The 20261-nt window shown below is 34.9% G+C and carries 17 protein-coding genes; 3 read left to right on the top strand and 14 right to left on the bottom strand.

Going from position 1 to position 20261, the window contains the following annotated elements; translation table 11 throughout:
* The first annotated feature begins 91 nt into the window (after positions 1-91).
* Positions 92-727, top strand: coding sequence for an NAD(P)-dependent oxidoreductase (locus GTR01_RS13030; RefSeq protein WP_160138274.1), 636 nt, complete (start codon positions 92-94; stop codon positions 725-727).
* 55 nt (positions 728-782) lie between these two features.
* Here GTR01_RS13030 and uvrA read toward each other — a convergent pair whose 3' ends face one another.
* Complete coding sequence (uvrA, locus tag GTR01_RS13025) at positions 783-3575, bottom strand: excinuclease ABC subunit UvrA (protein ID WP_160138273.1); 2793 nt, start codon at positions 3573-3575, stop codon at positions 783-785.
* A 639-nt stretch (positions 3576-4214) separates the two neighbouring features.
* Here uvrA and GTR01_RS13020 point away from each other — a divergent pair.
* Positions 4215-6026 carry a TonB-dependent receptor gene (locus GTR01_RS13020; RefSeq protein WP_160138272.1) on the top strand — a complete coding sequence of 604 codons (1812 nt, stop codon included), beginning with the start codon at positions 4215-4217 and terminating at the stop codon, positions 6024-6026.
* Between the two features lie 71 nt (positions 6027-6097).
* Positions 6098-6814 (top strand): DUF2490 domain-containing protein, encoded by a 717-nt coding sequence (locus tag GTR01_RS13015; RefSeq protein WP_160138271.1) that lies wholly within the window; start codon positions 6098-6100, stop codon positions 6812-6814.
* Here GTR01_RS13015 and GTR01_RS13010 read toward each other — a convergent pair.
* From GTR01_RS13010 to GTR01_RS12950, 13 genes are all read right to left on the bottom strand, one after another.
* Positions 6811-8859 carry a M48 family metallopeptidase gene (locus tag GTR01_RS13010; protein WP_160138270.1) on the bottom strand — a complete coding sequence of 683 codons (2049 nt, stop codon included), beginning with the start codon at positions 8857-8859 and terminating at the stop codon, positions 6811-6813. The genes GTR01_RS13015 and GTR01_RS13010 overlap by 4 nt on opposite strands.
* A 14-nt stretch (positions 8860-8873) precedes the next feature.
* Positions 8874-9320 carry a phosphohydrolase gene (locus GTR01_RS13005; protein WP_160138269.1) on the bottom strand — a complete coding sequence of 149 codons (447 nt, stop codon included), beginning with the start codon at positions 9318-9320 and terminating at the stop codon, positions 8874-8876.
* 80 nt (positions 9321-9400) lie between these two features.
* Entirely contained in the window at positions 9401-9736 is a 336-nt protein-coding gene (locus tag GTR01_RS13000) for a YegP family protein (protein ID WP_160138268.1), read from the bottom strand.
* A gap of 107 nt (positions 9737-9843) precedes the next feature.
* Complete coding sequence (locus tag GTR01_RS12995; RefSeq protein WP_160138267.1) at positions 9844-10620, bottom strand: hypothetical protein; 777 nt, start codon at positions 10618-10620, stop codon at positions 9844-9846.
* Between the two features lie 117 nt (positions 10621-10737).
* Positions 10738-12513: an acyl-CoA dehydrogenase family protein gene (locus GTR01_RS12990; protein ID WP_160138266.1), complete on the bottom strand. Its 1776-nt coding sequence runs from the start codon at positions 12511-12513 to the stop codon at positions 10738-10740.
* Between the two features lie 51 nt (positions 12514-12564).
* On the bottom strand, positions 12565-12921 hold the full coding sequence (locus tag GTR01_RS12985) for a four helix bundle protein (RefSeq protein WP_160138265.1): 357 nt from the start codon (positions 12919-12921) through the stop codon (positions 12565-12567).
* Between the two features lie 35 nt (positions 12922-12956).
* The gene (locus GTR01_RS12980; RefSeq protein WP_160138264.1) at positions 12957-14135 is read right to left on the bottom strand and encodes an acetyl-CoA C-acyltransferase; all 1179 of its coding nucleotides are present in this window, start codon (positions 14133-14135) and stop codon (positions 12957-12959) included.
* A gap of 49 nt (positions 14136-14184) precedes the next feature.
* Positions 14185-14535, bottom strand: a complete 351-nt coding sequence (locus tag GTR01_RS12975; protein WP_160138263.1) for a four helix bundle protein — start codon at positions 14533-14535, stop codon at positions 14185-14187.
* A gap of 61 nt (positions 14536-14596) precedes the next feature.
* Positions 14597-16990 carry a 3-hydroxyacyl-CoA dehydrogenase/enoyl-CoA hydratase family protein gene (locus GTR01_RS12970; RefSeq protein WP_160138262.1) on the bottom strand — a complete coding sequence of 798 codons (2394 nt, stop codon included), beginning with the start codon at positions 16988-16990 and terminating at the stop codon, positions 14597-14599.
* Positions 16991-17043: 53 nt separating this feature from the next.
* Positions 17044-17496 carry a MarR family winged helix-turn-helix transcriptional regulator gene (locus tag GTR01_RS12965; RefSeq protein ID WP_160138396.1) on the bottom strand — a complete coding sequence of 151 codons (453 nt, stop codon included), beginning with the start codon at positions 17494-17496 and terminating at the stop codon, positions 17044-17046.
* A gap of 165 nt (positions 17497-17661) precedes the next feature.
* Positions 17662-18585 (bottom strand): ABC transporter ATP-binding protein, encoded by a 924-nt coding sequence (locus tag GTR01_RS12960; RefSeq protein ID WP_160138261.1) that lies wholly within the window; start codon positions 18583-18585, stop codon positions 17662-17664.
* An 87-nt stretch (positions 18586-18672) separates the two neighbouring features.
* Positions 18673-19050, bottom strand: a complete 378-nt coding sequence (locus GTR01_RS12955; protein ID WP_160138260.1) for a GxxExxY protein — start codon at positions 19048-19050, stop codon at positions 18673-18675.
* 221 nt (positions 19051-19271) lie between these two features.
* A complete protein-coding gene (locus GTR01_RS12950) occupies positions 19272-20243 on the bottom strand; it encodes a FecCD family ABC transporter permease (protein WP_185155127.1) in 972 nt (323 codons plus the stop codon).
* Positions 20244-20261 lie beyond the last annotated feature (18 nt).

Here is a 20261-nt window from a genome sequence, read left to right as displayed (position 1 = left end):
TATCTAAATTTCAACCTAATTGTGAATCAACAAAACAGCTCATTGCTAAATTGGGGTGAATAGTATCAACTATATTTTAAATAAGATCATTATGAAAACAAATACAATCGCCGTTATTGGTGGATCCGGGAAATCTGGGAAATATCTGGTGCAAAACCTCCTTGAAAAAGAATATCCAATAAAGCTTTTATGGAGACATCCTGAAGAATTTGACATTCAAAATCCTTTAATTGAAATAATAAAAGGAGATGCAAGAGATGAGCAATCGATATGTTCATTGATTAAAGATTGTGATGTAGTAATAAGTACCCTGGGACAACCGAAAGGAGAAAAGTCGATATTCAGTGAGGCAACAACCCATATCATGAGAGCGATGTACAAACATGGAATCAAAAGATATATTGTAACCACTGGTTTAAGTGTAAATACAGAAAACGACCATAAAAATGAGCGGGTGCAAATGGCTACTGAATGGATGTATCAACATTATCCTGAAACTACTTCAGATAAGCAGAAAGAATATCAGCTTCTGTTGGAAAGTAGTTTGGACTGGACTTTAGTACGATTGCCACTCATTAATATGACAGATAAAAGTTTTAGTACGGAAACCAGTCTGATAGATTGTAAAGGGGAAAATATCAGTGCTACAGATCTTGCTGAGTTTTTGGTTTCCCAGATCGAAGACCCCAGTTATATTGGGAAAAGTCCATTTCTATACAATACTTAAAATACCCCATAGTATCAATATAAAAACAGAGAGCTCAATGGCTCTCTGTCTTTATTTATTTTTCAAGTTTTTCTTTGATGTATTTTGCGGTATATGACTTTTTATTTTTCGTAAGGTCTTCAGGAGTTCCTGCAAAAACCACTTCACCACCATGTTTACCTGCTTCCGGGCCAATATCAATAATATAGTCGGCACATTTGATAATGTCCGGCTGGTGCTCAATAACAATCACTGAATGTCCAAGATCAATAAGAGCCTGCAATGATTTCAACAACTTTTGAATATCGTGGAAATGAAGACCAGTAGAGGGTTCATCGAAGATAAATAATGTTTTATCTGTTGTAACTCCTTTTACCAGGAATGAAGCCAGTTTCACACGCTGTGCTTCACCACCGGAAAGGGTAGAAGAACTTTGTCCTAACTGTAGGTAGCCCAATCCAACTTCCTGTAATGGTCTTAGTTTGGTAACTATTTTTTCTTCATTATTATCTTTAAAGAATTCCAAAGCTTCATCCACGGTCATATGGAGAATATCGGAGATACTTTTCTCATCAAATTTTACTTCAAGGATTTCACTTTTGAATCGGGTTCCTTTACATACTTCACATTCCAGCTCAATGTCTGCCATAAACTGCATTGAAACATTGATAACTCCTTCACCTTTACATTCATCACATCTTCCGCCATCTACGTTGAAAGAGAAATGTTTTGGCTTGTAGCCCATCATTTTGGCTACTTTCTGCTTGGCAAAAAGATCACGAATATCATCGTAAGCTTTCAGATAGGTAACAGGGTTCGAACGGGAAGATTTTCCAATAGGATTCTGGTCAATCAGTTCAATATTTTTGATCAATTTTTTCGGGAATTCTACTGAATCATAATCTCCTTTTTTTCCTCCCATTCCCAACTGAATCTGAATATCGTTGGTAAGGATCTCCTTCATCAGGGTAGATTTTCCACTTCCTGAAACTCCTGAAATGACGGTGAGACTTTCCAAAGGAACGTCTACATCAATATTTTTAAGATTGTTCTGACGAGCTCCTTTGATATGAATCCATTCTTTTGCCTTTCTTCGTTTCTTAGGAACTTCTATTTCCAGTCTTCCTGTAAGGTATTCTGAAGTAAGGGTATTGGCTTTTTTCAGGTCTTTATAGTCTCCTGCGAAAACGAGCTCTCCACCAAGATAACCCGCTTCAGGGCCAATATCAATGATGTAATCGGCTGCATGCATAACGTCCTCATCATGTTCTACTACGATCACCGTATTTCCTAAGTCACGAAGGTTTTTCAAAACTTCAATAAGGTTTTCCGTATCCTTAGAGTGAAGACCAATAGAAGGTTCATCCAGTATATAAATAGAACCCACCAACGAACTTCCTAAGCTTGTTGCCAGGTTAATTCTTTGGCTTTCTCCTCCTGAAAGGGTATTCGAAGTTCTGTTTAATGTTAAATATCCTAAACCAACCTTTAATAAGAATTCAAGACGGGTTGTGATTTCATATAATAATCTTTTAGCAACTTCTTTATCATGATCTGATAATTGTAAGCTGTTGATCATTGGGGCAAGTTCATCCAAAGGAAGTTCAATCATCGATTGAATATTATGTCCATCTACTTTTACCCAGCTGGTTTCTTCACGCAATCTCAATCCTTCACACGTTGGACAAAGAGTTTTTCCTCTGTAACGGGAAAGCATTACTCTGTACTGAATTTTATAAAGGTTTTCTTCAAGCATTTTGAAGAAATTATTAATGCAAGGGAAATTGCTTTTGCCATCACCTTTCCAAAGGAAGTTTTTTTGTTCCTTGGTTAATTGATGATAAGGCTTATGAATAGGGAAGTCACCTGCTTTTTTGATGAAATCTTTTTTCCATTCGCTCATGGTTTCGCCTCTCCAGCAGACTACAGCATCTTCATAGATAGATAAGGTCTTATTGGGAACTACAAGATCTTCATCAATTCCTATTACTTTTCCATATCCTTCACAGGCCGGACAAGCTCCGTATGGATTATTGAAGCTGAAGAAATGAACATTGGGTTCAAGGAATTCCATTCCATCCAATTCAAATTTATTGGAGAATTCTTTTACCTTTTCAGTGTCAGTATTCTTTAATGAACAATGTCCGCGGCCTTCATAAAATGCCATTTGAATAGAATCTGCCAATCGCTGTAAAAAACTTTCATCTTCTTCATAAGAAAAACGGTCGATTACAAGATTGATCTTCATTCCTTTTTCCGGAACAAATCCAAAACTTTCAAGATCTTCAATCCCTGCAACATTTCCGTTGATTTCAAGTCTTGTAAAACCGGCAAGTTTTAAAATATTTAAAGTTTCTTTAAAGTTTTCTGGGTCATATTCCAAAGGTGCTGTTAATAAAAAGGACGTATCTTTTTTAGAAGCTTTAATAAAGTCAACCACATCAGAAACTGAATCCTTTTTTACTTCCTCTCCCGAAACAGGAGAAAAGGTTTTCCCAATTCTCGCAAACAACAGTTTCATATAATCATAGATCTCAGTAGAAGTACCTACTGTAGAGCGTGGATTAGAAGAAATTACTTTCTGTTGGATAGCAATGGATGGAGCAAGACCTTTAATGTCATCAACTTTAGGTTTTTCTAATTTCCCTAAGAACTGACGGGCATAAGAACTTAAACTTTCTACATACCTTCTCTGTCCTTCTGCATAAATTGTGTCAAAAGCCAGAGATGATTTTCCACTTCCTGATACTCCGGTAATAACAATCAGTTTATTTTTCGGAATCAGGACATCAATATGCTTCAGATTGTTAAGATGAGCATTCTTAACGAAAATCTGTTTTTTTATATCTATTTCTGTTATATCAGCCATATTTTGTTTATTCATAAAAGGAACTGTACCGTGTTGTAAGCGGTCAGTTTAATGGTGTTTTCCGGAATATTCCGGGTGTCATCAATTGAACTTTCAAATTATTTTCAAACTCAACCGATAAAGGCAACTTATTTCCAGAACGATGCCAAAATACAGTTAAAAAAGAATGTTTTTCGCCGTAAAATTAAGACCCACAAAATTACGAATTTTTTAGTGAAAATTATACGCTTCTCTTATGACTAAAATTGTAAATAAAAAATAAAAATGAGGGGGATGACGAACAAAAATGGGGATGCAAAAAAGAAGATTTGACATCGATTTTAGAGAATTATTTTTGCTTTAGTGTTTATTTTTATTGAATTTTAAATGCTTTCAGCGCATGTGGTATGTTTTTTTACCATGGTATTGTTTTATGTTTTAAAATTATTTAAAATTGTATTCATAAATATGTAATATAGAAATGAGAAAATTATTCAGAGATCTAGTTACACATTTAATGAGAAAAAGATAGAATTAGTCCCTCAAAAAAGTATAGACGCTGCATTCAATGCTGCGTCTTTTTTTATGACAAGTATCATTTGCCTGTCTTCATGAACTCCCTTACTTTTGACCCTGTTAAAAGAAACTACGGAAACGATTATGATCAAAAAGATAGGAAGTGCTTTTTTTCTGGGATCTCTGCTTTGGGTACATGCACAGGAAAAGACGACAGACATTGAAAGCGTTGAATTTCAGGGTAAATTTATCTCCACCCCTTACAAAAGTGCTAACCAAAATATTACGGTTATCACGAAAGAGGATATTGCCAATGCTCCATCTAAAAGTATTGATGAAATTCTTCAGCAGGTTCCAGGTATGGATATCAGAAGAAGAGGATCGAATGGAGTACAGAGTGATATTAGTTTCCGAGGAAGTTCTTTTGAACAGGTTTTGCTACTATTGAATGGAGTTCGAATTAATGATTCCCAAACAGGTCACAATTCCATGAATATCCCGGTGGATCTTGAGGATGTTGAAAAAATTGAGATCATTAAAGGACCTGCTGCCAGACGTTTCGGACAAAATGCTTATGCAGGAGTGATTAATGTGATTACCAAACCGGGAATAGGAAAAAAGGTGAAAATAAGTGCTGAAGGAGGTGATTATAGCTCTTACAGGCTGGGTTTTAATGCTCAGATGGGAAATGAGAAATTTTCTAACACTCTTCAGGCGAATACTTCAGGATCAGAAGGATACATGTATAATACCGACTATGAAATCAGAAATGTATTCTATCAGGGGAAACTGAACATTAAAAATGGAGATGTAAGACTTCAGGCGGGTTTTTCAGAAAAGAAATTCGGGGCCAATGGGTTTTATGCATCTAAAGCTGCTATAAATCAGTATGAGGAAATGCAGGCTTCCATTATAAGTATGGCTCATCAGCAAACTTTTGGAAAGTTGAAGCTTAACTCTAATGTCTATTGGAGAAGAGGACAGGATATGTATCTGTATACCAGACAAAATCCTAACGGATATAGAAATATGCATATTGGAAATAATGTAGGTGGTGAAGTGAACTCCAGCTATCAATGGGGATTAGGAACGACTGGAGTAGGAGTAGAGCTGAGAAAAGAGTTTTTGGTGAGCAGTAATCTAGGAAATCCGAATCGTTTTGTCTCCCAGATTTTCTTTGAACACCATTTTTCATTATTAGATAAAAAACTGAGCATTAGCCCAGGAATTTCATGGGCAAATTATTCCAAGGAAGGAAACTTTTTCTATCCGGGATTGGATGTGGGATATAATTTCAATCCTAACAGCAAGGTTTATGGAAATATTGCCAAAGTACATCGTATTCCTACCTTCACGGAACTGTATTATATTAGTCCTACTGAACATGGAAACCCTGATTTGCAACCTGAAAATGCCATTTCATCAGAAATAGGATATCAATATCAGAATAAGAAGATTTTGGCTAAGGTGAGTGGATTTTTAAGGGATTCAAAGAATTCAATTGATTGGGTTAAAAAGGATCCTAAGGATTTAACGTGGCTAGCTGCGAATGTTGGAGATATCAAGGTGAAAGGTGTAGAAGTAGAAGTTAGTTACAAAATAACAAATTGGTTGAAACCTACAGCAGGATATACCTATATTGACAGCAAATATCAAGAGCCTAATGAATGGACTTCAAGATATATCCTAGATAATCTGAAACATCAGATCATTGGTAAACTGGAAGTAAAATTCCTAAGAGGTTTCACGAATGAATTAGTCTACAGATACAATGAAAGACTGAATTTAGGAAGCTATCATCTGTTAGATAACAAACTAAGTTTTAATAAAAAAGACTATTCTGTATATGCTTTAGTGAATAATGTCACCAATACAAAATACACGGAAGCCTTTGGAGTAGAAATGCCGCAAAGATGGTTTCATATTGGGTTTTCTTATATAATTAATATGAAGTAAGTGTTAATTCAATATTAATTAAAGTTAATATTAAGAAATTGTTAAAAAATTTACATTTGCAAAAAATTTTTATGAAACGTTTTATAGGTTTAAGTTTACTTCTTAGTCTATCTTTCTTCAAAGCACAGGAACATATTTCCAGCTTCAATGCAGTGACTTTAACCTATAAATTTCATCCTAAATTTTTCCTCTATGGTGAAGGCCAGCTTCGAGGTAACGAAGAGTATTCTTATCCGGATTATTATGAAGTGAAAGGAGGATTAGGGTATAACCTTACCAAAAATCATAAACCATTCATCGGACTTGGAAGGTATGTGAACTATAAAGATCACAAGCTAAGCAAGGAAGAGTTCAGGGTATGGCTTCAGGATATTATTGATATCAAAAAGGGGATTGTGAAATTTGAAAACCGTTTCCGTGTGGAAAAAAGCTGGTTTTATGAGCCTCAAACTGATAATACTTCGCAAAGGATGCGTTACCGTTACCGTCTGAATATAAGCGTTCCGTTAAACTCTAAAACGATAGAAAAAGGAACTGTTTTTGCAAATGCTTATGATGAGATCTTTTTTGTATCCCCGATGAAGCCTACTTTTGCCAGAAATAGAGTTTATGGCGGTTTCGGCTATCAGATCGATGATTATTTTGGAATCGCAACAGGATACCTTTGGCAACGTGAATTTGAAGCGAAAGGGAATAAAAATCTACATTTTATTTATCTGGCTTTAAATATCAATATTGATGATACGGGGCACCATGTGAAGACCTACGATTTCCCTGGAGCGGATTAAGATACTTTCTCTAAATCTGACTGTAAATTTAATAGCTCCTGCTTCGTATTAAGGTAATAAGTAGTTAAAAGAGCCTGGTATTTTTCAATCAATAACATTACTGAATCCACTTCATTTTGAAGATATCGGTCATTATTGAAATAGATATACTCAGCATTTACATATTGCTGAAGAAGATCATTTTCTTCAGCAGTGATCAATTCTTTGTAAGCTGAACCTTCCAAAAGGTTGCTGATCTTTTGTTTAAAAGGTTTTTCTGCCTTCAAAAGCTGTGCTCTGTGTTTTCGGATTTCTTCAAAAGGTAATGTAGTCGCCATAAACTGTAAGTATCCGATAAAATCATTAAGGCTTTCCTGAAACACATCGAATTCTTTGTCTATAGCCTCCATTTTTTTGTATTGATTTATTAAAACCATCCGCTGGCTATCATTGCAGATGTGATAGTAGTATTGGAAGATGGATTTATCGTTTTCATGAAGTTCTGTTTTTACATTGATAAGCTCTTTTTCAAGTTGTGGAATAATGCTTCCTGCATCTTTTGACTTGTGTAGGATGCCATTATATCTGAATGTTTTTATTTCTTTTGGTTGGGAAGCTAAATATTTTAAAGTCTGAAGATCTTGTTCTATCCCTGCTTTTTCATACACAAGAGACACTTTTTTATCGCTGAACAAATCAGATTGAGGTTCAAATTCAGCATTCGGAATGATGACTTCGATATTTGCTAAAATAGGATGATGTCTTTGATAATAGCCGTTAAAGTGAGAATTCAGCTCCTGATGATTATTTTCCAGATAAAGTGTTGTGAATAAGTTACCATCAATGACTTCCCCAACATTTTTAATATTTAATAGAGTGAGGTATTTTGACGTTAGCGCTTCGCATATATTTTCATATCCTTTTATGAGTTCCCCGGCATGCTGGTGATCTTTGCTTGTATTTCGGGTTTCATTTTTTTTGATCCTTTCCACTCTTTTGGCAATATCGGGATGGGATGCCCATTGGTCTTCAATTTCAATTTTAGATTTGTTATATCGGGTAAGATCTTCCATATCTACCTTTGGAAGACCATTTACATAAGGATGATTATTTCTTTCACTGAAAATTTTCATTAAAGAAGTTTGGTTTTCATAGAGGTTTTTAGGAAGATATTTCTGATTGCTTTCCATATAAAAATGAAGTGCATAATGAAGTGCTGAATCACTTAATTCTAATCTTAATAAGGATGAGATCTGCTCCTCAGGATTGGTGATATATGTTGAGATAGCATCAGCATGATATTCCATTTCCCTTTGTAATGAAGCATGATTTTTAAAAAGAAAATTTGAAATACTTTTAAGAATATATTGAAATGCATTGATGAAGCTTACAGAGATAAGACCGAAAATTTTAAAAAAGGCATTGCCCCCTGAAAACTCTATGATGAAATTTTCATAATCTTTATTGTTGTAAACGGTTTCAAAAATAATTTTTTCAGCCTGATTTACATAGCCGCCAACTTTCATACTTCTTTGTGAAAAATGGCCAAATTCATGAGCAAGAATTGTTCTTAATTCTCCAGTACTTGTTGTATTAATGAGTCCCATGCCTATAGTAAGGTTTTTCTTTACAGGCAGAAACATACTCCAGAAAATAGAATTATAGCTTACACTGGCATTTACCTCGGGTGAAAGAAAAACTTTCTTAGGAGCCTGAACTTTTGTTTCTCTTACAATGTCGTCGATCATATTAAACAGTTCAGGCTGATGAGAGCGTGTTACTTCTATCAGATGGTGTGTATTGTAATTGTTTTTTCTGAAAATAAATCGGATAAGAAATATAAATACAAAAATTCCTATGCTAAATAGTCCTACAGCACCAAAAATAGTGAAATAGTTTACCTTAATCCTCAATAGCTGAATGCCGCCATAGCCTAATAGAAAAACCATTAGGAGAGAAGTGAGGATAAGTAGTAAATACATCAGAAAAAAAGCTGAGACCGATATAATAGCAGAAGTCAGCTTAGATTGATAAGCATGTGAAATTTTGGGCAGGTTATTAGTCATTTGTGTTTTTTTTATTAATATTTCTCTATCAAATAACGATAGGCTTTAAGATATTTATTGAATCTTTTAATGTCTTTAGGAGTAAGCTCTCGGTTTACCCTTCTAAGATCCATATTATCGCGAAGATCATTAATTTTTACTGCGACTGCAAGAAGGGATCTTTCTGTTCTTTTAATGAAATCATCATAGTCTTCTTCCGGATCGAATTTGGTAAGGCAGCTGATGGCAAAAATAATGTATTCGGGAAATCCTTCTGCTCTTAAATAATCAAGACTGAATTCCAGTGGGTGATCTTCTACAACATCATGCAGCACACCAACGATTTTTTCATCAATAGTTTTACCATATTCCATAACACGCATAACGTGGGCAATATAAGGTGCATGGTATTTATCAGTTTGTCCTTTATGAGCCTTATCGGCAATCTTTATCGCTTTATTGAGTAATTCTTCTTTTGTCATTTTTCTATGAAAATAGAGTACAAAAATAGAAAATGCCTTAAAAATATAAGACATTTTTATCGAGATTATTTAAGATTGTTCTACAAATTTATTTCATCCTCTACAGAGGCATTGGGAGCGTTGTTTTTTACGGATTCTATCCCATTTTCCATCCCGTTATCGGATTCATACATTTGGCTGGTTCCAATGATTTGTCCATTTCCGGCTTTAAGGTTAAAATAAGATCTGCCGTCTCTTGCCGTATTCCTTTCAAATTTGGCATCTTCCTGTGAATTGGTTTTTACAGAACTGATTCCGTTCTCACAAGAAGGTTTTGTACTATATCCTTGACTGGTTAAAATGACCTGACCGTTTCCGGCTTTAAGATTGAACTGAAACTCGCCGTTGGATCTTTTAGAAATAATAAATTTTCCCATGATAATAGTTTTTTGAGTTGTGGTTTGGTTATTATTTAAATAGAATTGCTTCTACTTTTAAATTAAAGATAAAAAAATAAAAAGTTATAACCAATAAACATTATTGATTAATTAAAATCAATTCCATACTTACATCTTACAGCTTGCCCACTTATTTTAGCAGGAATCCAGATTTCTTTAATGGGTAAAATGGCTCTTTTTATCTTCTCATTTTTTTCTTCATCCGTACCGGAAATTTTTACCCCTGAACATAGTCCATCTCTTTCTACTACGAAAGACATCGTAAATGGATAAGAATCTGCAAGAGACCCAATTTTGGACAAAATTATATTTTTAAAACTCTCAACCCCCTTTTGGTAAAAAGGTCTTTGTTCTACATTTTCGAATACTTCAAGGGTACTTACTTTTTTATTTCCAAAAAAATTATATTTGTCAGTAGTTCCTTTAGCTAATGGGGGGTTGCTATAGCTGATAGGTACACTTACATGATATCTTACTTTCCAATTGCCTGTCCCCGCAGCTATCCATTCGGTTTTCATTTTTTTAAATCCATTGATTACTTCTGCATTAAAATCTTTTTCATCACCTTCTGCTTTTATGGAACTTACAGAACCATTTTTTTCAATAATAAAGCTGAGCTCAGAAAAATAAAACGTATTGTTATTATTAAATTTTTTAAGATCTAGTTTTTCAAAAAGTAGTTTTTTGAACTCAGTAATTTCCCCTTTAAATTGCGGAAGGATATCTGCTTGTTCGTAAGGTTTTTTGTTGCCATAAATTTTTTCTTCAATTGAAGGATCTTTTCCGGCTGGTGGATGACTTGTCACCTGGCTTTTAACAAAAATAGAAGAAACTACAGTAAGGATCAGTAAAAACGTTTTCATGGGGATGCTTATATTAAATATCTCTGCAATGATAAAATAAAATTTTGATAATTGATTTTTAAAATAAAAAAAACGTCCCAAATGGGACGTTTTGAAATCAAATTTATGTTATAGAGACTAATAAGCTCCTTTTTCAATATAGTGAGCAGCCACTTTCTCAGTTAATGCTACCACATTCGGATGATTAGTATACTTAGTGAATCTTCTTAATCCTGAAAGCATCATTCTCTGTTCATCTCCTTCAGCGAAAGAAACAATTCCTTCTTTAGCCGCTACGATGATTTTTTCAACTGCTTTGTAAAGGTTCAATTGAGCCATTGCAGCTTCTACAGAATCAGGAGAGAAGTGTTTCTCTGCTCTTAATATTGCAGATTCTGCCATATAGATCTGGTTAAGGATCTCAGAAGCATTCAGTAATAAGTGTTGTTGCTTTTCAATATCCATCATATATTTTTGAAGAGCAGCTCCGGAAACCATAAGGAAAACTTTCTTAAGGTTAGCGATAATCGCTTTCTCTTCGCTCATGAATGCTGAATAATCAGGAACTTCGAATGAAGGAATACCCATCAATTCTTTGCTGATTGCCATTGCAGGAGATAAAAGGTCTAATTCTCCTTTCATTGCTCTCTTAATAAGCATTCCTACAGCTAATAATCTGTTGATTTCGTTAGTTCCTTCATAGATTCTTGAAATTCTTGAATCTCTCCATGCAGCTTCCATTGGAGTATCTTCAGAGAATCCCATACCTCCGTATACTTGGATTCCTTCATCAGCAGTGTGCTGTGCAAGGTCAGAAACGAATACTTTAAGGATTGAACATTCTACAGCGAATTCTTCAACACCTTTAAGTTCTGCTGCCTGGTGATCCATTCCACCTGCTACCAATTCATCAATTTTATCCTGAACGTTTTTCGCCGCTCTGTAAGAACCAGCCTCACTTACGAAAACTCCAGTTGCCATTTCAGCAAGCTTCTTTCTGATGGCTCCAAATGTAGCGATAGAAACTCCAAATTGTTTTCTTTCGTTAGAATATTGAAGAGAGTGGTTTAAAATTCTTCTTTGAGCATCCAAACAAGCAGCCGCTAATTTGATACGACCTACGTTCAATGCATTTAAAGCGATTTTGAAACCATTGTTTCTTTCTCCTAAAAGGTTCTCTACAGGAACTTTCATATCATTGAAGAATACCTGACGAGTAGAAGAGGCGCGGATACCTAATTTGTGCTCTTCTTCACCGAAAGTTAAGCTTTCAGGGTTTTCCAATTCAGATCTGTTGATTACAAAACCTGTAATATTCTTATCGTCATCAATTTTAGCAAATAATGTGAATGTATCTGCAAAACCTGCATTAGAGATCCACATTTTCTGACCGTTGATGATATAATGTTTTCCGTCTTCAGAAAGCTTAGCTCTTGTTTTTCCAGAGTTGGCATCAGAACCTGCATCAGGCTCAGTTAAGCAATAAGCCCCGAATTTTGTTCCAGTAGCTAAGTCCGGAAGGTATTTTTTCTTTTGCTCTTCAGTTCCGTAAAGAACGATTGGTAGCGTTCCGATTCCCGTGTGTGCTCCATAAGCTGTAGCCAATGATCCTGTCGTTCCGGAAATGTAATCACAAGCTAACATTGTTGTTACAAAGCCCATTCCAAGACCTCCGTACTCTTCAGGAACTGCGATTCCCAGCATTCCCATATCTCCAAGCTTACGCATTGTTTCTTCAGTGAAGGCATAATCTTTCTTTTCGAAACGCTCTCTTTGAGGGACAACTTCTCTATCTATAAATTCCTTCGCAGAATCACGAAGCATTTTTTGTTCTTCATTCAGTTCTTCAATACTGAAAATTTCGTTTGCAGGAATTTCCTTGATTAGGAATTCACCTCCTTTTAATGTAGCCATATATTATTTTGTTTTTTTTAGATTAAAGAACAAAGAGAAAAGAATAAAGACTTATAATGTTAAATTTTTTTGAAAGCCAGAAATCATTCTCTGTAGTTCTGTGATTTTATTTTCTATTATTTCTGTGCTGGAAATTTCAAGATAATTTCTGTTGCCCGAAATAATAATTTGGGTTTGTAATTCATAAAGAGAGCCAAGACTTATTTCTAAAAAACGATTAAAATCCTTGTTTGAACTTCTGCTTGAACCTTCTGCAATATTAGAGGCTACAGAAACTGTACATCGTCTAATTTGAGACTTAAGTCCAAATTCTTCGTTTTTTGGAAAACTATCTGTAATAACATAAATTTCATCAGCTAATTCAATGGACAGTTTCCAGATGTTAAGATGTTTGAAATTATGTTTCATTATAGTCTTTGCTCTTTATTCTTTACTCTTTTAGTCTATAACAGTTCAAAAATTGAAGCCGCTCCCTGTCCGGTACCTACGCACATAGAAACCATTCCGTATTTATTTCCGCGTCTTCTCATTTCATCAAGAAGCTGAACCGTTAGTTTCGTTCCTGTACATCCAAGCGGGTGACCAAGAGCGATAGCACCTCCGTTTACGTTTAAGATATCTGGATTTAGTCCTAATTCTTTTTTGATAGCCACTGATTGTGATGCGAAAGCTTCGTTTAACTCGATCAAGTCAATGTCTTTTAATTCAAGACCTGCTTGTTTCAATGCTTTTGGAATTGCATAGATTGGCCCCATACCCATGATTCTTGGTTCAAGACCTGCAGCAGCATACGCTACTAATCTTGCTTCCGGTTCAAGACCTAATTCTTTTACCATTTCTTCGCTCATTACCATTACGAAAGCGGCACCGTCACTCATTTGAGAAGAGTTTCCGGCAGTTACACTTCCTCCGTTAGCAAATACTGGTCTAAGCTTAGCTAAACCTGCCAGAGAAGTATCAGCTCTTGGCCCTTCATCCACAGAGAAATCGAACTTCTTAGTCTGTAATTTCTGGTTTTCATCAAGGAAGTTATATTCTACCGGGATCGGAACAATCTGATTAGCAAATTTACCTTCCTGATTGGCTTTTAAAGCTTTCATGTGAGATTCAAAGGCAAACTGATCCTGTTCTTCTCTTGAAATATTATATTGTTTTGCAACTTCTTCAGCAGTGTAACCCATTCCCCAGTAGTAGTCAGGGTTAGTTTTTGCGATATCCGTTTCAGGAACCGGCTTGTAACCACCCATCGGAATGTAAGACATAGATTCTGTACCTCCTGCAATGATGCAATCAGCCATTCCAGCCTGAATTTTTGCAGAAGCAATCGCAATCGCTTCACTTCCTGATGCACAGTATCTGTTTACCGTTACTCCAGGAACTTTATCAGTATTTAAACCCATTAGGGAGATCAATCGGGCTACGTTCAATCCTTGCTCTGCCTCAGGCATTGCATTTCCTACGATAAGGTCATCAATTCTGTTTTTATCTAATTGCGGAAGCTCAGCCATTAATTTTTCGATAACGGTAGCTGCCATTACGTCGGGACGAGTAAAGCGTAGAGAACCTTTTGGTGCTTTTCCTACTGCTGATCTGAATCCTTTTACGATGTATGCTGTTTTCATTTTTTTATAGTATTATGTACAATGTACAAAGTACAATGTACCCTGATTGTTATTTAAAATTATTGATTAATTTGACAAGCATATTTTGAATATGTTTTAATTCGTTAAAAACCAAATCGTAGTTTTCAGTTGAAATGTATTCTAAATTTTTTGCAACAATGAGTTGTGTTTCAAACTCAAACGAAGAAGCAAGAGCAATAGAAAGAAACTGAACAAATTGCTTATCGCTACCTCTTCCTGCTCCCTCAGCAATGTTTGAAGGTATTGAAACCATGCATCTCCTGGATTGTGATATTAAGCCAAAAAGCTCATCTTTAGGATATGACTTTGAAAATTTATAATAAAGAGTAGTTAAATCGATCGCTTTTTTCCAAACCTCCAACTCTCTAAAATTGTGCATAATTTGAACATTAAAACATTATTAAAATACTTTGTACATTATACTTTTTACATTGTACAAATTAATTTCTCAACGGTTTTCCATTTTGTAACATATACTGAATCCTCTCTAAGGTTTTTCTTTCACCGCAAAGCTGAAGGAAGGTTTCTCTTTCAAGATTCAATAAATATTGCTCTGTAACAACTGTTGGTTCAGATAAGTTTCCACCTACCATTACATTAGCTAGTTTGTCTGCAATTTTCTTATCATGTTCAGAAATATATTTTCCTGTTAACATCTGGTCTGTTCCTACATAGAACATTCCCAATGCGTCTTTACCAAGAACTTTTACTTTCTGTTCAATAGGCTGAGTATATCCTTGTTCTGCTAATAGTTTTGCCACTTTTTTAGCTTCAGCAATCTGTCTGTTTTTGCTTACGGAAACGATGTCTTTTCCTTTTTCAAGGATTCCCATGTCATAAGCTTCATAAGCGGAAGTAGCTACTTTACCCATAGCAATGTTCATGAAAGCGTCACGAAGTCTGTTGTTTTTAACATCATCATTATGGAATTCTCTGGAAGTTCTTAAAGCAAGTTCTTTAGTACCACCACCACCAGGGATTACACCCACTCCGGTTTCTACCAGTCCGATGTAAGTTTCTGCTGCTGCAACCACTCTGTCTGCGTGCATTGTCATTTCGCATCCACCACCTAAGGTCATTCCGTGAGGAGCAACAACTACAGGAATAGAGGAGTAGCGTACTCTCATCATCGATTTTTGGAAGTAAGCAATCGCCATATTCAAATCATCCCAATCTTGCTCAATAGCCATCATAAGAATCATGGCAAGGTTAGCTCCAACAGAGAAGTTTGCCCCTTGGTTTCCTACTACTAATCCGTCATATTCTTTTTCTGCTAAATCAATAGCTCTGTTTAATCCATCTAAAACTTCGCCACCAAGAGAGTTCATTTTAGAACGGATCTCGAAGTTGATGATACCATCACCTAAATCAAGAATAGCTGAACCTGAATTGCTCCAAAGTGTCTTGTTTTTTCTGATATTATCTAGGATAATGAAGGCATCCTGGCCAGGAATTTTGTTGTATTCTCCCGAGTTCTTATCTACATAGATGCTTTGTCCTTCATCATTAACTTTATAGAACGTTTCTACATTTTTAACCCAATCAGAAACTTGATATCCTGCATCCTGAGCTAATTCAATACCTTTTTGAACACCTACGGCATCCCAGATTTCAAATGGCCCATTTTCCCATCCGAAACCAGCTCTCATAGCATCATCTATTTTGTAAACTTCATCGGAAATTTCAGGAACTTTATGAGAAACATAGGCGAATAATGCTCCTAATGATTTTCTGTATAGTTCACCTGCTTTATCTTTACCTCCGATTAATACCTTGAATCTGTCAATTGGTTTATCGATAGATTTTGTTAATTCTAAAGTAGGGAATGAAGATTTTCCTTGAAGTTCATATTCTAAAGTATCAAGGTTTAATCCGTGAATTTCAGATTTACCTTCTGCATTTTTCACTTTTTTATAGAATCCTTGCTCAGTCTTAGAACCTAACCATTTATTATCCATCATTTTCTGGATATAGGCAGGAAGAGCAAATACATCATTAAAATCATTGGCTTCAGCACCGCTTTGACGAACGCCATTGGCTACCATTACCAACGTATCAAGACCTACAACATCTGCAGTTCTGAATGTTGCCGATTTTGGACGACCGATTACTGGGCCTGTTAATTTATCAACATCAGAAACGGTAAGTCCTAATTTTTGTACATTATGAAGAAGATCCATCATAGAGAATACCCCAATTCTGTTGGCAATAAATGCTGGAGTATCTTTAGCTAAAACGGTAGTCTTTCCTAAGAACTTAGCACCATAGTTCATGTAGAAGTCTATGATTTCAGGATCTGTATCGTTCGTTGGAATGATTTCAAGAAGAGGAAGATATCTCACCGGGTTAAAGAAGTGAGTTCCTGCAAAGTATTTTTTGAAATCTTCGCTTCTTCCTTCTGTCAGGAAGTGAATTGGAATCCCTGAAGTATTGGAAGAAATTAATGTTCCCGGTTTTCTGAATTGTTCTATTTTTTCGTAAACAGACTTTTTGATGTCAAGTCTTTCAACAACTACTTCAATAATCCAGTCTGTATTTTTTATTTTTGGTAAATCATCATCGAAATTTCCGACTTTGATTCTATCTGCAAACTTCGGGGAATAAAGAAGTGCAGGACTTGCTTTTTTTAGTTTTTCGAAGTTCTCGGTAGCAATTCTGTTTCTTACTACCTTATCTTCTTTAGTCAAACCTTTTTTCTGTTCTGCTTCATTTAATTCAAAAGGAACAATATCTAAAAGTGACACTTCCACACCAATATTGGCGAAGTGAGCTGCGATACCGCTACCCATAATTCCTGAACCAAGAACCGTTACATGTTTGATTCTTCTTTTCATATCTATTTTTTTATTATTTATAAGGTTATATGAACCGTGTAGTTCATGATAATTTACTTTCTGTTGTTGAGAAGTTCATTGGCAATTTTCATAATTTCAGTCATCACTTCTTTAAAAGTATCCATCTTTTCAGGAGTAATTTTTTCCATTACCCTTTTATTAAAGCTGACAACAACTTCCTTAGACATATTTCTGGAATTTAATCCTTTATCTGTAAGTTTAATAATCACCTCTCTTTTATCAGTGGTGGTCTTCTCCTTATAGATATAGCCGTTATCTTCCAGAAGTTTAATGATTCTTGTGAGGGAAGTGGGTTCTATGGCCATTTTAGGTCCAAGATTCGTACTTCGCGTTCCTTCTTTGGGATCAATTTTAAGAAGAGTAAGTGCTTGTACTGCCGTGGAATCATGTTCCTGAGCCAACTCTGTGTACATTTTAGAAACAGCCAACCAGGTCTGCTTTAAAATTAAATCTACGTTTTCTATTTTTTCCTTATTATTATCCATCATTTTTGCGCTAATGGTTTTACCCAAATTTAGTAAATATTATGCATGCATAGTATTTATTAACGTTAAATTTTGTTAATAAGCTGATAATAAATGTGTTAAATTGTATGATTTGCATAATACTATGCATGCATAGTATGTGAAATAATCAAAGAAAACTACTGATTAATAAATGTTTCCGATGAATTTTATGATTTCTTCAAAGGATTCGCATTGTTGTTTCTGAGAATCATTAGTAATTACCCAAAAGTTGTTCTGAAATTCAAAATTTAAGAAAGAAAGGTCTTTTGAGAAGTTTTTTTGAAGCAAAGAATAGAGCATTTCTTTGTGAACCTGCGGTGCAGTGATGTGCGGTGGGATAAAACTCTCGTTTACTTGAAATAAAGAAGCATTGGTAAGTTCACCATGCTGTAGTAATATATCTTCTACAATTCCAGCATGAAGCTGCCTATCTTTTACGTACCATATTTTGTCTGCAAACTCTTTGGCTAATCGCCAGTCATGGGAAGAAAAGAGGATAAGTTTATTCTGTTCTTTTGCTAATCTTCTTAGAGTTTTAAGAATGATGATTTTATTTTTTTCATCCAAGTGGGTAGTGGGTTCATCAAGAATAATAACAGGTGAGTTTTGGGTGATAGCTCGTCCAATAAATGCTTTCTGAAGATTTCCGTCCGAAAGGTTTTTAAGGAGTGTATATCTATATTGGGTAAGATCCAATTCTTCGATGATATGAGCAACTTCTTCACGATCTTCCTTTTTTAATTCAAAATAAAATGGATAATAGATATATTTTCCCAACGAAATAAGATCCTCAACAGTATAATGCTGCGGAATCACCGATTTTGAAAAGACAATAGCTATGTTTTCCGCAATTTCCTTTACAGAAAACTTTTTTACATTTTTATTGTCAATTAAAACTTCACCATCTAATAATGGAATCTGATGTAGAATAGATTTGATTAAAGTTGTTTTCCCAACCCCGTTATTTCCAATCAGCAGGCAAACATCACCAAGTTTCAATTCTGCACTAGCATTTGAAATTAATGTTTTATTGTACCCGATATTAGCTTGTTTTATTTGTATATGCATGCTTGATGTTGGTTAAAAATGTAAAGTTGCAAAGTGTATTACAAAAATACTGTTTTAAGGCGCATGGAATTTGACTTTATCAAATTTTTATAGATTATTTACAATTCTTGAAACTCCATTTTTGAAAACATCAGATTGAAAATTGAGTAACATCCCCAGTTTACATTTTGTCATTTTTAAGTACGTTAACAGTTGAGCTTTATGAATTGGACTGATATAGTCAACTGTTTTTATTTCTAAAATAACTTTATTTTCTATGATTAGATCTAACCTGAATGCATTTTCAATTTTTAAATCCTCATAAATAATAGGAAGTAGTTTTTGCCTTTCCATTAAGAATCCTGATTTTGTTAGTTCATAGAACATACATTCCTCATAAACATGTTCAAATAATCCTGAACCAATCTTTTTATGGATTTTTAAACCAGCATCAAAAACAATTTTTGATAATTCATTTTCTGTCATTTGTTGTTTTTTAATTATAAATATAGGGATTGTTGGATAAACGCAAAGTCGCAAAGGTTTATCATGTATTGTGTATGTTTTAAGGCGCAAGAAAATCAAAGATTCTCAGCAAGAGAGGGGCTTACTTATGGGTATTCAATTTTATCGTAGATAAAATCTTTGCGCCTTAAAGCATTATGTAGGCAAATAATTTTGCGACTTTGCGTTTATCCAACAAAAAATCACACCTTATTTTGCTTCAAAAGCATCAATAAGATCACAGGAATCCCAAATATAGAACTTATCACATTCAAAGGAATTTGAGTTTTTTCTGCAATCACTGAAAAGAATAACATGATCAGCATTCCCAAAAACATATTTAAGATCCATTGCTGCCATAATTTGGAAGGATTGTAGATCAATCGACAAAAATGGGGAACGATTATTCCAATGAATAGAATAGGCCCTAAAAAGGCTGTAATAGAGGCGGAAAGTAGGGAAGAGGCAATAATTATTAAAAGCTTTAAGTGCTTCAGATTAACACCTAAACTCTGTGCATAGGAAGTTCCCAACGAATTCCCTATTAATGGTTTTATAGATTTGAAACAAAAGAACAACCCTATAAATACCAAAATAGATAAAACATAGATCTGATTTCTGGTGACCATATTATTCGCTCCAAACGACCATAAAATGTAGTTTTTCAGGCTTTGATTTTCAGCATAGAACTGCAATAATGAGACGATGGCTCCAGCAAAAGCAGATACTAAAAAACCAAAAATAATAAGATAAGATTTGTCCTGAAATTTATTGGACATGGACAGCAGGATCAACATCAATAATAAACTCCCACCAATAGCAGACAAACTTAGAAAACTGTTTTGTAGAAATTCCGGAAGCAAAATGGTATGGGAAAAGAAAATATAGAATGCTACCGATAAACTGGCAACAGAAGTGATGCCCAGAATGTCAGGCCCAGCCAATGGATTTTGGAAATATTCCTGCATCAGAAAACCAGAGGTTGGAATTGAAATCCCAGCCAATAGCATAACAAGAACTCTGTTAATACGTATTTCAGCAATTTGACTTTGAGCGGAATCCTGGAGAAAATCCTGAAGACTTAAAGTCAAAAATCCTGTGTTTAGATTAATGATTACCCCACCAATGATTGCAATGACCAACAGTAAACACAGGATCTTAAATCTTTTTGACATTATTCAGAAAGATGTATA

Source organism: Chryseobacterium sp. c4a (assembly GCF_009900745.1).
In the GTDB taxonomy this organism is placed as follows: Bacteria; Bacteroidota; Bacteroidia; order Flavobacteriales; family Weeksellaceae; genus Chryseobacterium.
This window is presented reverse-complemented; position numbering and strand designations above follow the sequence as displayed.

Excerpts from the sequence above, each read along its gene's own strand:
- GTR01_RS12990 (WP_160138266.1), bottom strand. The coding sequence starts at position 12,513 with ATGGCTACATTAAAAGGAGGTGAATTCCTAATCAAGGAAATTCCTGCA.
- GTR01_RS12980 (WP_160138264.1), bottom strand. The coding sequence starts at position 14,135 with ATGAAAACAGCATACATCGTAAAAGGATTCAGATCAGCAGTAGGAAAA.
- uvrA (WP_160138273.1), bottom strand. The coding sequence starts at position 3,575 with ATGGCTGATATAACAGAAATAGATATAAAAAAACAGATTTTCGTTAAG.
- GTR01_RS12975 (WP_160138263.1), bottom strand. The coding sequence starts at position 14,535 with ATGCACAATTTTAGAGAGTTGGAGGTTTGGAAAAAAGCGATCGATTTA.
- GTR01_RS13020 (WP_160138272.1), top strand. The coding sequence starts at position 4,215 with ATGATCAAAAAGATAGGAAGTGCTTTTTTTCTGGGATCTCTGCTTTGG.
- GTR01_RS13030 (WP_160138274.1), top strand. The coding sequence starts at position 92 with ATGAAAACAAATACAATCGCCGTTATTGGTGGATCCGGGAAATCTGGG.
- GTR01_RS12960 (WP_160138261.1), bottom strand. The coding sequence starts at position 18,585 with ATGCATATACAAATAAAACAAGCTAATATCGGGTACAATAAAACATTA.
- GTR01_RS13015 (WP_160138271.1), top strand. The coding sequence starts at position 6,098 with ATGAAACGTTTTATAGGTTTAAGTTTACTTCTTAGTCTATCTTTCTTC.
- GTR01_RS12955 (WP_160138260.1), bottom strand. The coding sequence starts at position 19,050 with ATGACAGAAAATGAATTATCAAAAATTGTTTTTGATGCTGGTTTAAAA.
- GTR01_RS12965 (WP_160138396.1), bottom strand. The coding sequence starts at position 17,496 with ATGGATAATAATAAGGAAAAAATAGAAAACGTAGATTTAATTTTAAAG.
- GTR01_RS13010 (WP_160138270.1), bottom strand. The coding sequence starts at position 8,859 with ATGACTAATAACCTGCCCAAAATTTCACATGCTTATCAATCTAAGCTG.
- GTR01_RS12950 (WP_185155127.1), bottom strand. The coding sequence starts at position 20,243 with ATGTCAAAAAGATTTAAGATCCTGTGTTTACTGTTGGTCATTGCAATC.
- GTR01_RS13005 (WP_160138269.1), bottom strand. The coding sequence starts at position 9,320 with ATGACAAAAGAAGAATTACTCAATAAAGCGATAAAGATTGCCGATAAG.
- GTR01_RS12970 (WP_160138262.1), bottom strand. The coding sequence starts at position 16,990 with ATGAAAAGAAGAATCAAACATGTAACGGTTCTTGGTTCAGGAATTATG.
- GTR01_RS12995 (WP_160138267.1), bottom strand. The coding sequence starts at position 10,620 with ATGAAAACGTTTTTACTGATCCTTACTGTAGTTTCTTCTATTTTTGTT.
- GTR01_RS13000 (WP_160138268.1), bottom strand. The coding sequence starts at position 9,736 with ATGGGAAAATTTATTATTTCTAAAAGATCCAACGGCGAGTTTCAGTTC.
- GTR01_RS12985 (WP_160138265.1), bottom strand. The coding sequence starts at position 12,921 with ATGAAACATAATTTCAAACATCTTAACATCTGGAAACTGTCCATTGAA.